Annotated in this window: 13 protein-coding genes; 7 read left to right on the top strand and 6 right to left on the bottom strand. The window is 66.1% G+C overall.

Annotation, left to right across the window (positions count from 1 at the left end; translation table 11 throughout):
• Positions 1–26: 26 nt before the first annotated feature.
• On the top strand, positions 27–1,094 hold the full coding sequence (dapE, locus tag JOF56_RS05725; protein WP_209635230.1) for a succinyl-diaminopimelate desuccinylase: 1,068 nt from the start codon (positions 27–29) through the stop codon (positions 1,092–1,094).
• Between the two features lie 18 nt (positions 1,095–1,112).
• Here the strand turns inward: dapE and JOF56_RS05720 are convergent, their stop codons facing one another.
• On the bottom strand, positions 1,113–3,311 hold the full coding sequence (locus tag JOF56_RS05720) for a M4 family metallopeptidase (protein WP_245378164.1): 2,199 nt from the start codon (positions 3,309–3,311) through the stop codon (positions 1,113–1,115).
• Positions 3,312–3,509: 198 nt separating this feature from the next.
• Here JOF56_RS05720 and JOF56_RS05715 point away from each other — a divergent pair, with 198 nt between their 5' ends.
• Positions 3,510–4,271, top strand: a complete 762-nt coding sequence (locus JOF56_RS05715) for an LOG family protein (RefSeq protein ID WP_209635226.1) — start codon at positions 3,510–3,512, stop codon at positions 4,269–4,271.
• Entirely contained in the window at positions 4,271–4,828 is a 558-nt protein-coding gene (locus JOF56_RS05710; RefSeq protein WP_372447839.1) for an LOG family protein, read from the top strand. Before JOF56_RS05715 ends, JOF56_RS05710 begins: the two co-directional genes overlap by 1 nt.
• A gap of 31 nt (positions 4,829–4,859) precedes the next feature.
• Here the strand turns inward: JOF56_RS05710 and JOF56_RS05705 are convergent, their stop codons facing one another.
• Entirely contained in the window at positions 4,860–6,329 is a 1,470-nt protein-coding gene (locus JOF56_RS05705) for a Dyp-type peroxidase (RefSeq protein ID WP_209635224.1), read from the bottom strand.
• Positions 6,330–6,568: 239 nt separating this feature from the next.
• On the bottom strand, positions 6,569–7,237 hold the full coding sequence (locus tag JOF56_RS05700; RefSeq protein WP_209635223.1) for a lysophospholipid acyltransferase family protein: 669 nt from the start codon (positions 7,235–7,237) through the stop codon (positions 6,569–6,571).
• A 161-nt stretch (positions 7,238–7,398) separates the two neighbouring features.
• Here JOF56_RS05700 and folP point away from each other — a divergent pair, with 161 nt between their 5' ends.
• Positions 7,399–8,214 carry a dihydropteroate synthase gene (folP, locus tag JOF56_RS05695; RefSeq protein WP_209648032.1) on the top strand — a complete coding sequence of 272 codons (816 nt, stop codon included), beginning with the start codon at positions 7,399–7,401 and terminating at the stop codon, positions 8,212–8,214.
• Positions 8,211–9,134 (top strand): glucosyl-3-phosphoglycerate synthase, encoded by a 924-nt coding sequence (locus JOF56_RS05690; RefSeq protein WP_372447838.1) that lies wholly within the window; start codon positions 8,211–8,213, stop codon positions 9,132–9,134. The genes folP and JOF56_RS05690 overlap by 4 nt, the downstream gene beginning before the upstream one ends.
• A 107-nt stretch (positions 9,135–9,241) precedes the next feature.
• On the opposite strand, the gene JOF56_RS05685 is transcribed toward JOF56_RS05690, so the two are convergent.
• The 3 genes from JOF56_RS05685 to JOF56_RS05675 all read right to left on the bottom strand — a co-directional run bounded on the left by JOF56_RS05685 (position 9,242) and on the right by JOF56_RS05675 (position 11,474).
• Complete coding sequence (locus JOF56_RS05685; protein ID WP_209635220.1) at positions 9,242–9,946, bottom strand: ATP-binding cassette domain-containing protein; 705 nt, start codon at positions 9,944–9,946, stop codon at positions 9,242–9,244.
• The gene (locus JOF56_RS05680; protein ID WP_372448364.1) at positions 9,925–10,554 is read right to left on the bottom strand and encodes an ABC transporter transmembrane domain-containing protein; all 630 of its coding nucleotides are present in this window, start codon (positions 10,552–10,554) and stop codon (positions 9,925–9,927) included. Before JOF56_RS05680 ends, JOF56_RS05685 begins: the two co-directional genes overlap by 22 nt.
• A gap of 455 nt (positions 10,555–11,009) precedes the next feature.
• Positions 11,010–11,474 carry a cytochrome ubiquinol oxidase subunit I gene (locus JOF56_RS05675; protein WP_209635215.1) on the bottom strand — a complete coding sequence of 155 codons (465 nt, stop codon included), beginning with the start codon at positions 11,472–11,474 and terminating at the stop codon, positions 11,010–11,012.
• A gap of 96 nt (positions 11,475–11,570) precedes the next feature.
• Between JOF56_RS05675 and JOF56_RS05670 the strand changes: the two genes are divergently transcribed.
• Together JOF56_RS05670 and JOF56_RS05665 are read left to right on the top strand one after the other, a co-directional pair.
• Complete coding sequence (locus tag JOF56_RS05670) at positions 11,571–11,909, top strand: PadR family transcriptional regulator (RefSeq protein ID WP_209635213.1); 339 nt, start codon at positions 11,571–11,573, stop codon at positions 11,907–11,909.
• Positions 11,891–12,568, top strand: a complete 678-nt coding sequence (locus tag JOF56_RS05665; protein WP_209635211.1) for a hypothetical protein — start codon at positions 11,891–11,893, stop codon at positions 12,566–12,568. Before JOF56_RS05670 ends, JOF56_RS05665 begins: the two co-directional genes overlap by 19 nt.
• Positions 12,569–12,576 lie beyond the last annotated feature (8 nt).

Below are 12,576 nucleotides of genomic sequence, written 5' to 3'. Positions count from 1 at the left end.
CGCAGGCAGATGTAGCGTGCTGGGTCGTGACCGTTGAACTGGATCTGAGTGCCGACCCGATCGATCTGACCGTTGCCCTGGTCGATGTTCCGAGTGTCTCGGAGAACGAGGCCGAACTGGCCGGCGCGGTCGAGCGGGCCCTGCGCGGGCTCGGCCATCTCGAAGTCGCCCGATCGGGTAACGCGGTGCTGGCCAGGACGAATTTCGGCCGGCCGCAGCGGGTGGTCTTCGCCGGTCACCTCGACACGGTCCCCATCAACGACAACCTCCCGTCCCGGAGGGAAGGCGACATCCTGCACGGTTGCGGAACGGTCGACATGAAAAGCGGTGACGCGGTCATGCTGCACCTGGCAGCGACCGTGACCGATCCACGGCACGACCTCACGTTCGTCTTCTACGACTGTGAAGAGATCGAAGCCGCACGCAACGGCCTCGGCCGGATCGAGAGGGACCTGCCGGAGTGGCTGCGCGGTGACATCGCGGTGGTGTGTGAGCCGTCCAACGGCGTGATCGAAGCCGGCTGCCAGGGCACGATGCGCATCGAGATCCGTACCCAAGGCAAGCGCGCGCACACGGCCAGGGCCTGGATGGGCGTGAACGCGATCCACGCGCTTGGCGAAGCTCTGCGAAGGCTTGAAGCGTACGAACCGAGGATTGTGGACATCGACGGCTGCACGTACCGCGAAGGCTTGCAGGCCGTGAAGATCCAAGGTGGTGTGGCGGGCAATGTCGTGCCGGACGCGGCAGTCCTCACCGTGAACCACCGCTTCGCGCCGGACCGCAATCCCGAGCAGGCCGAGAAGCATCTGCGGGAAGTGTTCGACGGTTTCGACGTCACAGTCACGGACATCGCTGCGGGGGCGTTGCCGGGATTGCAGGCCCCGGCGGCGAAAGAGCTCGTCCAGGCAGCCGGGGGAGCGCCGGTGGCGAAGCTGGGCTGGACGGACGTGGCGAGGTTCGCCGCGCTCGGGATGCCCGCGGTGAACTTCGGCCCGGGCGACCCGACTTTGGCGCACACCAAGGAAGAACACGTCTACGTTCAGCAGATCCGGGACTGTGCAAGGGTTCTGACCGAGTGGGTGGGCCGCGCGTAGCGACCCACCCGTCGGCTGTCAGACCGTGATGGTCCAGGTGTCGAGCGTGCCGGTGTCGACGCTGTAGGCGTCTGTGACGACCAGCGTCCATGTGCCTGAAGCGTTCTCAGTGGTCACAGGGACGTCGTAGGTCTTGGTGCCGAACTGGCTGCAGCCACCGGTACCGGACTGCTTGGCGGTGTAGGTCCGTCCACTTGGGCCGACGAGCTGAATACGCAGGTCGTAGGCGCAGGTGTGGTTGATGGTCACCGACAGTTTCACCGGTGACACGGCGGAACCCGTCGCGGTCGACGAGACCGGGCTGCGAACCGTTGCCAGGTCGGCGATTGGGAAGTCCGTGCCGTTGGTGAACGTACGCGTCCCCGTCGTGCCGACGGTCAACGTGAACTGGGCGGTGTGGTCGACGTCGGCGCCATCACCGGTCACGGTCACCTGGTAGGTGCCCGCTGGGGTGCTCGTCGTTGTGGCGACGGCCAGCGTCGAGGAAGCACCGGACTGCACGGAACCCGGGTTGAAGGTCGCCGTAGCACCCGACGGCAGGCCGCTGGCGCTGAAGGTGACCGTTTGCGCGTTGCCGGCCGTGATCTGCGTGCCGACGGTTGTGGACGCGGAACCACCAGGCTGTACGGAACCGGACGCCGGCGTCAGAGCGATGGAGAAGTCGTTGCCGCCGTTCGGGGTGCAGGTGGCCTCGCCGCTCTGCACGGGCACGCTGATCGCGTTCCACGCGGCCTTGGTGGCGTTGTATTCGGCGCAGCTGCCCGGGAACAGGCTGACCGCGGCCTGAAGGGTGGCGCGGCGGGCGGCAGCGTGGTTCCACGAGGTCGTCTTCTGCAGCAGGCCGTTGTAGAAGATCTTGCCGGCCTTCTGGATGCCGATCCCGGTCACCGTGCTGCCGTCGCAGGTCGGGCTGGCAGGCTTGCCGCCACCCGGGTTGCTGCCCTCGGACAACAGGTAGAACCAGTGGTTCTGCGGGCCGGCGGCGGCGTGCACCGAGCCGGGCAGCGAGGTCGACCAGCAGTTGGGGTGACCGGAGATCCGGTTGGGCTGGTACATGTAGCGGATCGGGCCGTTGCCCACGAGGTTGACCTCTTCGCCGACCTCGAAGTCGGCCGGGTCGTTCGGGTTGTTGGCGTAGGCCTCGGTCAGCGCGCCGAAGATGTCACCGGTGGACTCGTTCATGCCGCCCTTCTCGGTGCCACCGCCGCCGGAGCCGCCCGGTGTGGTCTGGAAGATCGCGTGGCCGAACTCGTGGCCGACGACGTCCATCGGGGTGACCTGGCGCTGGCTGTCCTGGGTGCGGCCGAACTGCGTGTAGCTGCCGGTCCAGTAGGCGTTGACGTCCGGCAGGCCGACGTAGGCCGGGAAACCCTTGCCCTGGCCGTCGATTCCGTTGCGCCCCAGCCAGTCGCGCAGCATGTCCCACTCGCGCTGCACGGCGTAGAGCGCGTCGGCACAGGCGGTCTCCAGGTCGGTGCCGGATCCGTTGCCCCAGTTGTCGTCCGGACCGGAGAAGACGGTCTTGTTGCTGTCCCGGCCACACAGGACGCCACTGCGCGTGGGGTCGGCCATGCTGAACGTGCCGCCGGACGACGTGGTGTCGAGGTTGACGTCGCCGTTGTAGTACGAATCGCCGGTGCCGGCTTTCACGTCGTCGTAGCTCTCCACGACTGAGCCGTTCGTGGCGTCGACGAACACATGCAGGTTGCTGGGGGTCGTGCCGTTACGGCCCAAGACCACGACCTCGTACGCCAGCTTCGGTGACGAGCCGGCGAGCACGACAAGTTTGGGGGTGTCCACGGAGTTGACAGTGGACACCTTGCTGCGCGCGGTGTTCGCGGCCGTAGCGGCGTCGATCTTCGCGGTTGTGCCGACTGTGAGCGGCGCGGTGTCCGCAGCGGTCGTGTCGTGGACGCGGCCCTGGCCGTCGGTCACGACGACTGCGTCGCCGCCGACCACCTTGAGGCCGCGGTAGGTCCGCTCGTAGGAGGAGTAGAACAGCCCGGCGCCACCAGCGGTGGTGCTGACACGGCTGAAGGATTCGTCGGCGCCACGGGCAAGTGCATCGAGGCCGGTGGCAGCGGCCTGGTCAGCGGCTGCGGTGGCACGGGCGACGGGATCGGCCGTCGGCGCGGCCTGGGCTTGCGGCAGGGAGACGGTCACCGGGACCGTCAGCGCTAAGGCGACAAGCGCCGATAATCCTCGTGTTCTTCTCAAGGCATGCTCCTTTTGGGCGCGTCTCAGCGCCCTTCGCAGGGGGAGTGGCGGTGTTATGCGCATAACCGCATCGATGAGTAAAGAGCTCGTCAAGTCCGCCGGGCAACGGCCGATCGTCGGTAGCCGCTCACCGTTTTTCACCAAGCCGTTCCGGCCAGGTCACCGGCTGGCCGCAACGGCACAACTAGACTTGAGCCGATGACGACGAACGAGGATCGCCCCAAGGAAAAGCAGCGGGGCCCGGTGACTCTGCGACGGGGTCGCAGCGAGGAATCGACCACCACTGACCAGCGCCTGCTCGACTCGCGAGGGCCCTCTGACTGGGTGCACACCGACCCGTGGCGGGTCATGCGGATTCAAGCCGAGTTCGTGGAGGGCTTCGGCGCGCTGGCCGAGGTGCCGCGTGCGGTGACCGTGTTCGGTTCCGCGCGCACCCAGCGTGACCACCCCGAATACGAGCTGGGCCGCAAGATCGGCGCCGCGCTGGCGGAGGCCGGATTCGCCGCGATCACCGGCGGTGGCCCGGGAGCCATGGAGGCGGTCAACCGCGGCGCCTCCGAGGCCGGTGGGCTGTCGATCGGGCTGGGCATCGAGCTGCCGTTCGAACAGGGCCTCAATCCCTGGGTCGACCTGGGCGTGAACTTCCGGTACTTCTTCGTCCGCAAGACGATGTTCATCAAGTACGCGCAGGCGTTCATCTGCCTGCCCGGCGGGTTCGGCACCCTCGACGAGCTGTTCGAGGCGTTGACGCTGGTGCAGACCAAGAAGGTCACCAAGTTCCCGATCGTGCTGTTCGGCAGCGAGTACTGGGGCGGGCTGCACGCCTGGCTGCAGGACGTCGTCTACAAGAGCGGCAAGGTCGGCGAGAAGGACATCGCACTTGTGCACGTGACCGACGACATCGACGACGCGGTCCGGGTCGTGGAGGACGCCTACAGCGCCTGGGAGGAAGTCCACTAGTGCGGATCTGCGTGTTCTGCGGCTCGGCGACGGGCCGTGCCCCCGGATACGCGTCCGCCGCCGCGGCGTTGGGCCGGTTGCTGGCCCAACGTGGCATCGCACTGGTCTACGGCGGTGCCTCGGTGGGGACGATGGGCGTGATCGCCGACGCGGCCGTGGCCGCGGGCGGCGAGGTGATCGGCGTGATCCCGTCGGACATGGTCGACCGGGAGATCGCCCACCAGAGCCTGAGCGAGCTGCGCGTGGTCGGCAGCATGCACGAGCGCAAGGCGCTGATGGCCGAGCTGGCGGACGGATTCCTGGCGTTGCCCGGTGGCGCGGGCACGCTCGACGAGCTGTTCGAGATCTGGACGTGGGCCCAGCTCGGCCTGCACAGCAAGCCGATCGGGCTGGTCGACACGGACGGCTTCTACCAGCCGTTACTGCGGATGGTCGACCATATGGCCGCGGAGGGATTCCTGAAAACGGACTACCGGAAACTGATTCAGGTATCCGCCGACCCCGCCGCGCTGCTGGATTCCTTCGAACTCGTGAGTGGCCGGCCCGGTTGCGGCTAGGGCCGGCCACTCACATATCGTCAATCACATATCACGGTCGCTGCGCGAGACCACGCAGCGTGCTGAGCGCTGGCGCGAAAGCATAGATCGTTCCTTCCGTGCGAACGAATTGCGCGAAGTGGAGCTTCTTTCCGCCCGGCAGCGTGTCCAGTTTGAGGTTCACGTCGGTGTCCTGCCCGATCACCGGGTCGCGACCGGTTTCCTGCTGGCGGAAGTCGGGATTGTTGATCCACCGCCGCTGCAGGAACTCGAACTGGAAATCAATGTCGGACATATAGGCGATGAAAACGAGCCCGCGGTCGGCATCCGGGCCGTGACCGTCGCCGGCAGCCGGGTCGAAAGGCTGCCCGTACGGGATTCCCCGTCGGATGATCCGGCGGACGTCCGCGGGATTGTGGCCGTTGCCAAGGCCATCGCGCGGATTGGTCTTCCGGATGTGGGCGAAATGCGGGGTGACGTGCCCCTCCGGGTCGTCCACGTAACTGATCATGTTGTCGTCCGGCGCGCCTGGTTTGGCCGGCGGCTCGGCATTCGGGTTGTGTGCCACCGACGCGCCGGAACGCCATCGGCCCACCGCGCGAGCGGCCAGCCATTCGGTGCCGGTGCCGGGCGGCAGCTCGACCCCCTCGCGATCCAGCTGCCTACGCACGGCACCGGCCTGCGCCCACCACGCCGGCACATCCTGCGCGAGCCGGCGAACCACCTGGAACGATCCGTTGCGGGTCCATTCCGGCAGCGTGGACGGTTCCCCTTCCAGCTTGGGATGCCCCAGCACGAACTCGCCGGCGGGCACGATCCGGGTCCCGGGCTTGCCGGCGACGTGCACCGGGTCGCTCGGGTCCGGACGGTCGAAACCGGCCACGCCGGGCTGGCTCACCCCGTCCTTGAACCCGAAATGCTCGTGTCCCTTGCTGTTGCCCGGCAGAGTCGCGCCCGTCTGCTCGAAGACGACCGTCAGCCCTGCGCGTGCAGCAGCCACTCGCAGTTCCGATGCCCGTACTTCGAGCAGAGCCTGCTCGTCGGAGGCAACGGTGATCACAGCGTGCACTGGCTGTTCGTCCCGGCCGAACAGCCAGTTCTCCGGTGTCGAGTCCCCTTCGTCACCGTTGATTCCCGCACGCTGGGACGCGCCCTGAACAAATGCCTGTACCCCCGGTGGCGTCTGGTCAGGGAATGGTTCGGCGCCCATCAGGAATTTCAGCCCGGCGTAGGTCAGGCTGAGATTCACCCAGGTCACTCTCAGGCCGGCCGGATCGGTTCCGGCCAGGTTGTGCCGTGCGGCACTGAACTCCGCGTTGAACGCGGCGATCTGGCGGGTCGTCGCGATCTGCGGAATCAACCGGCGCAGCCATTGCCGGACCGGCGCCGGGTCCTGTGGAAAACGCAGCAGCAGGACTGACTCGTGGTCCTTGCGGAAACCGGCGAGAATATCCCCCTGAATCTCGTCGGAATCGCGCAGCGGAAGTTTACGGGCAGCCTCTTCTGCAAGGTGTTCGGTCATGCATCCCCCTGGATCCCCCTGGTGGCGGTGGACAACTCCCCATTTGTTGTCCGGCCTACTTCCAGTGAGCCTGAGGCTAGCAGCTCCTTCAAGTGACTTCACTCGATCGGGCTAAGGATGGGCCAATTGGACCGAATGACGGATACTCTCAGCTGTCAAACCAAGGGCTGATTCATCGGATCTTGTGGCGTTTGTTCGCCGATGTTTGTGCTATGGGAAAAGTTCAGTGCATCGTCTAATCAGGCCGCTTCCGGCCGCTTGTGATAGACGTCCACGTATTCCTGGCCGGACAGTTCCATGATCGAATACATGATCTCGTCGGTGACCGCCCGGCGGATCGCCGGCGACGCGGCCATTCCGTCGTAGCGGGAGAAGTCCAACGGCTTGCCGATCCGGATGGTCACCCGCCGCGGGCGAGGGAAGCGCTGGCCAGGCGGCTGGATCCGGTCGGTGCCGATCAACGCCATCGGGAGCACGGGCGCTCCGGAGGTGAGGGCGAGCTGGCCGACCCCGGTGTGGCCGCGGTAGAGCCGCAGGTCCAGCGACCGGGTCCCCTCCGGGTAGATACCGAATGCCCCGCCGTTTTCCAGCACCTGTCCTGCCACCTCGAGCGCAGCGACGCCCGCCCGTGCCTGCCCGCGCTGCACAGGGATCTGACCGATCGTGCGCATGAACGCGGTCCGCAGCCGCTTGTACGGCGAACGGCCGGTGAAGTACTCCTCCTTGGCCAGGAAGTTCACCTGCCTCGGCACGACCAGCGGGATCAGGATGCTGTCGAAGACGGAGAGATGGTTGCTCGCCAGGATCACCGCGCCCTTGGCCGGGAAGTTCTCCAGCCCTTCCACAGTCGGCCGGAAGAGGGCCTTCGCCACGAAGGCCAGCACGGTACGCAGCGCGCGATAGAGCACAGGGGACCTCCTGCGGTGGGGGATAAGGTCCACTCTAGGCGCCGGAATGTTAAAACAGTGGTCGCCGTAAGTAACTTCACTGGCGGTCATGGCACGATCAGGACGTGCGACCTTCCCTGCAGTTCGGTACCCGTGCGGTGGCCCAGGACCGCGCGTTGGTGATGGCGATCGTCAACCGCACCAGGGACTCCTTCTACGACCGTGGCGCCACGTTCGGTGACGAGGCAGCGATGGCGGCCGTCAGGATGGCGGTTGCGGACGGTGCGGACATCGTGGACATAGGCGGCGTACGGGCCGGAGCGCACGGCGAGCCCGTGGACACCGATGAGGAGTTGCGCAGAGTTGTCCCGTTTGTGGCGGCTGTCCGTGAACGATTCCCGGACTTGGTGATCAGCGTCGACACGTGGCGGCACGAAGTCGGGCGCGCGGCATGTGACGCCGGAGCCGATTTGCTCAACGACACGTGGGCAGGCGCAGACCCCCGGCTTGCCGAAGTCGCTGCGGAGTACGGCGTCGGCATCGTGTGCTCACACACAGGTGGCGCACCGCCGCGTACGGACCCGCATCGTGTGCAGTATCAGGATGTCGTTGCGGAGGTCGTAGCCGAACTGGAGCAGCGCGCAACCCGCATGGTGGAGCTCGGGGTACCCACGCAGGGCGTGCTGATCGACCCGACCCACGATTTCGGCAAGAACACCTGGCACAGCCTGGAACTGCTACGGCGGATGGACGAACTGGTCGCGACCGGCTGGCCGGTGCTGATGGCGGTGTCCAACAAGGACTTCATCGGTGAGACCCTGGATGTGGAACTGAGCGACCGCCTGGACGGCACACTCGCGGCGACATCCGTGGCAGCCATGGCGGGCGCCCGGGTCTTCCGTGCGCACCAGGTGCGTCAGACGAGGAAGGTGGTCGAGATGGTGGCCGCGATCGCGGGCACCCGGCCGCCCGCCCGAGTCCTGCGTGCGCTCGCGTGAACCCGTTGGCGCAGGAGTGGTTCCAGGACCGTACCTGGCAGGATCCACAGTGGAGTGTCGAGGAACTGTGCGCTGCCAAGCGGGGTAGAACTGTCAGTGTGGTGTTACCGGCGCTGAACGAAGAGGCGACGGTGGGTGATGTCGTCCGTACGGTTCGGCCCTTGGTCGGGCCGCTTGTGGATGAGATCGTCGTGATGGACTCGGGGTCTACGGACCGTACGGCTGTCGTAGCTGCTGCGGCCGGTGCTCGGGTTGTGCGGCGGGGGGACGTTGTCCCGTCGCTGGAACCGTTGCCTGGCAAGGGTGAGGTGCTGTGGCGTTCGCTCGCCGCGACAACCGGTGACCTGGTGGTGTTCCTCGACGCTGATCTCGTCGACCCTGATCCGGGGTTTGTCCCTGCCTTGTTGGGGCCGTTGCTCCTGGTTGAGGACGTGCACCTGGTCAAAGGCTTCTATCGGCGGCCGTTGCGCCTGGAGACCGAGGATGTGGGCACGGGTGGCGGCCGGGTCACCGAACTGCTGGCGCGTCCGCTGCTGGCGGCTCTGCGGCCGGAGCTTTCTGGTCTGGTGCAACCACTTGGCGGCGAATACGCGGGCACTCGTGACTTCCTGGAGTCGGTCTCGTTCGCGGCCGGATATGGCGTTGAGATCGGCCTGCTGCTTGACGCGTGCGCGGAGCGTGGCCTCCCTTCCATCGCGCAGGTGAATCTGGGTGTGCGCAAGCACCGCAACCGCAACCTGTTGCAACTAGGTGTGATGGCGTCCCAGATCCTGGGCACAATGCTGCGCCGCTGCGGCATCTCCTCGGCCACAGGTCTCACGCAGTTCGTGCAGGTCGCAGGAGAGTGGCTGCCTGACACAACGGAGACCGTCGTCGCCGACCGGCCGCCTATGCGGTCGGTACCAGCTGGATCCCGGTGACCTTCTGTCCACTATGGATTGATCCACGTTAGGGTGAACCCCCCGATTGGCAAAGACATTCACATTTTCGCCGGGTAGCGTGGACGCCATCGGGGAAGCACCAAAGGTCAGTGTGCGAGTGTGATGAGACGTTCAGCTTCCCAGGAGTCCCGGTAGTAGCCAGGTTCGGCGACCAGTGTGGCATGTGACCCGCGCTGGATCACCTTGCCCGCTTCCAGGACCACGATGTCATCGAAGGACTCCAGCCCGCTCAGCCGGTGCGTGACCTGGACGACGGCGCGGTCCCAGGTCGCCTCGAGAACGTCGGCCAGGATCTTCTCGCCCTGAGCGGGTTCGAGCCCCTCGGCCGGTTCGTCCAGCAGTAGAACAGGGGAGTAGCCGACCAATGCCCGCGCCAGAACCAGCCGTTGCCGCTGACCGCCCGAGATCGTCTCAGCACTGATGCGCGTGTCCCAGCCGTCCGGCAACGACCGGATCCAGGAATCGATCTGCACAAGCCTGGCAGCGCCCTCAAGGTCGTTGCCCGCAAAGGAAAGGTTGTCACGAATGGACGCAGTGAAGATGTGGGCGTCGGCCATGGCCCCGCGAGCGCTGGGCCGCCGGTGGGCGATCGCGGCGAGCAGCGTGCTCTTCCCAGCGCCGCTGGGCCCGACAATCGCCGTCTGTTTTCCCGCCGTCAAATCGATCTCAACCTCCACCGCGGCCCTGGGCGGCGTGGCCGGCGCAGCCAGCAACGACGAAACCCGCCTGACCGCCGGCCGGACATCGGCCCACAGTGCGCCCGCACCTATCAGCGGCAGAAACACTTCCATCCCAGTAAGAACACCGAGCACCAACGCCGCCGAAACAGGCCCGGCCGGCAACGAGCCCCATAAACCTCAAGCTCAGCCGCGCCATGAATCAGATCGACCATATGCTCGGCCAGTTCCACCCGCGCCTCAACGCTCGACCGTGCCGTCCGAGCCGCCAACTTCGCCGACAGCAATGGCAACAGCACCATCACCATCAACCCACAAGCCAACACCCAGAACCCTGTACCCGAAACCATCCCCATCACCACAAGCCCAACAACCCCAACGCAACCAGCAACAAAGGCAGGAACAATGCACCGCAACAACCAGTCCTGGACAGCATCCACGTCAGACACAATCCGCGTCAGCGCGTCCCCCGACCGCACCTCCCTGCGACGCGTCAGAGCCCCATACACCTGACCTCGCAACTCCGCCATCGCCCGCAACATAGCCCCATGCCCCGTAAGCCTCTCCGTATACCTCAACCCACCCCTCGCGATCGCCAACGTCCGCACAACCACAATCGCCACCGCCAAGGCCCCCAACGATGGCTGCCCAGCCGCACTCACAAACAACCACGCCGCCGTCGCCCCCAACCCAACCCCCGCCAACTCCGCAACAACCCCCACAACCCCAGCCCCCACAACCCCAGCCCTCAAAACCTTCCCCACCAAACCCTTCACCGAACCCACCCACTCTCATTCATCGGACAAACAGTGATGCCAGCCAGCGCCCTCAACGCTCCAGAAGAACTCCCGTACTCCCGAGTGCGCCGAAGCAGTACGTGGATGCTCTCCCAGCTAACAGATCGACGTGTCGGCCGAGCCGAGTCAGGCCGAGTACCGGCCGGTTCGGCAGTGACCAGTCGGTTCCGTATAGCTCGGGTACATAGCCTTTGCGTCATCGGTTGTGTCTGCACGTCGTGTCCTCCTCATCCCGACCACAATCCAGCCGCGATGCCAGTCGTCCCAGCGGCAGAATCGGAGCCGCCATCCACCCCATTCATCCTCATCGATCAATTTCCGCATCAGCGTGTTGGGCACCGCCTTCTCGTCAACTCTGTTGTGCAGCGGCAGCAGCAGGGTTAGCTCAGCCACTGCCGTCGGGGTGTTTCCGGCCAGCGTCGTCCGTGCGGCGGAAGGTAGTCGCCTGGCCCGAACCTGGCCCCGCCTGCGGCCTGGATCGCGGCCCGTTGCGCGGCGTCGCCGAGTTTGGCCGGCTGTACCTGGTTGAGCACCTCGAACTGGCCGAACCCGAAGTTGATCAGGAAAACCACGGCGATGGCGGCCACCGCGAGGCCGAGCCGCATCGACCGGCGGAAGAACTCTGCCTCCGGGGTGCGCCTGATGAAGTGGTAGGCGCTCACGCCGGCCATGAAGAACCCGGCAGCCACCAGACCTGCTGTCAGGACGTGCCCGAGCGCGTCCCACAGCGACGGATTCGACAGCAGCGCCCCGAAATCGGTCAGCCGCGCCACACCGTTGTCCATCCGGTAGCCGACTGGGTTCTGCAGGAGCGGGCGATGGTCACCAGATCCATAGGTCGGCACACTATATATTGCCTGTCTATGTATCAATCAGGGGCTTCCTTGAATCTGTGGGAAACCTCTGGGCGGTGTGACTTCCAACCCGTAGACTCGCTACGTATGAAGCCCGACGTGCTGCGAGGTCATCTCGATGCGCTGCTGCTCGCCACGCTCGACGGCAGGCGACTGCACGGATATGCCATCATCGAGGCGCTTCAGCTGCGCAGCGGCGGCGCGCTCGACCTGCCGACCGGAACGGTCTATCCAGCGCTGCGCCGGCTCGAGCGAGCCGGATATGTCAGCAGTGAGTGGAGCACTGTCTCCGGCAGGCAGCGCCGTACTTACCATCTGACGAAGTCAGGGCAGCGTGCGCTCATTCAGGAACGCACTGCTTGGCGTGAGTTCACGGCGGCGATCGAGGGCGTACTCGGGGAGGGGCCATGGCCGGCGCAAGCGTGATCGACGACTACGTCGCCGATCTGGACACGCGGTTGCACGGTCACCAGCGAACCAAGATCGACCTGCTGACCGAGGCCCGGCACAGCCTGCTGGACGCGGCCGAGTGCTATCGCGACGCGGGTTTCTGCGAGGACGACGCCCAGCGCAAAGCAGTCGACGACTTCGGCCCGGCGGCCACGATCGCGCGCAGCTACCAGGGGGAACTGGCTGCCGCGTACGGCGCCCGGACGTTGCGCTCGATCCTGTTCCTGCTGCCGGTGGTGCATCTGATCTGGGAGGCGACCAGGGGCATCTGGTACGGCTCCTGGGACAACTTCCCCGGTGTCACGCCGCCCGACTGGTACTACCCGTTCGCCCAGGTCAACGACAGCATGGGCTGGGCGGTCGCGTCCGCGACCGGGCTCGCGCTGCTGGTCTGCCGGTTGATGTCGCGCCGCGTTCCGGACAGCCGGCTGATCGCGCGGTGCTCGGCGGGCGTCGCGCTGGTCGCGGTCTGCGGTTCCATCTCGGCCACCAGCGCGTTGATGATCGCGACGATTGCCTTCGAACCAGCCAGGATGGTCGCGTCACCACCGCTTTTCCTGGCGTCGGTGGTGGCTTTCGTGGTGATGTTCCGGCTGGCGTTCATGGCCCGGCGAACGGTCCGATTCTGCGTGTAGTGGCAAGA

The organism is Kibdelosporangium banguiense (assembly GCF_017876405.1).
GTDB classification, from domain to species: Bacteria; Actinomycetota; Actinomycetes; order Mycobacteriales; family Pseudonocardiaceae; genus Kibdelosporangium; species Kibdelosporangium banguiense.
Note: the sequence above shows the minus strand (reverse complement) of the source record. Positions and strands in the feature narration are given on the sequence as shown.

Excerpts from the sequence above, each read along its gene's own strand:
- JOF56_RS05715 (WP_209635226.1), top strand. The coding sequence starts at position 3,510 with ATGACGACGAACGAGGATCGCCCCAAGGAAAAGCAGCGGGGCCCGGTG.
- JOF56_RS05705 (WP_209635224.1), bottom strand. The coding sequence starts at position 6,329 with ATGACCGAACACCTTGCAGAAGAGGCTGCCCGTAAACTTCCGCTGCGC.
- folP (WP_209648032.1), top strand. The coding sequence starts at position 7,399 with ATGGCGATCGTCAACCGCACCAGGGACTCCTTCTACGACCGTGGCGCC.
- JOF56_RS05685 (WP_209635220.1), bottom strand. The coding sequence starts at position 9,946 with ATGGAAGTGTTTCTGCCGCTGATAGGTGCGGGCGCACTGTGGGCCGAT.
- JOF56_RS05670 (WP_209635213.1), top strand. The coding sequence starts at position 11,571 with ATGAAGCCCGACGTGCTGCGAGGTCATCTCGATGCGCTGCTGCTCGCC.
- JOF56_RS05665 (WP_209635211.1), top strand. The coding sequence starts at position 11,891 with ATGGCCGGCGCAAGCGTGATCGACGACTACGTCGCCGATCTGGACACG.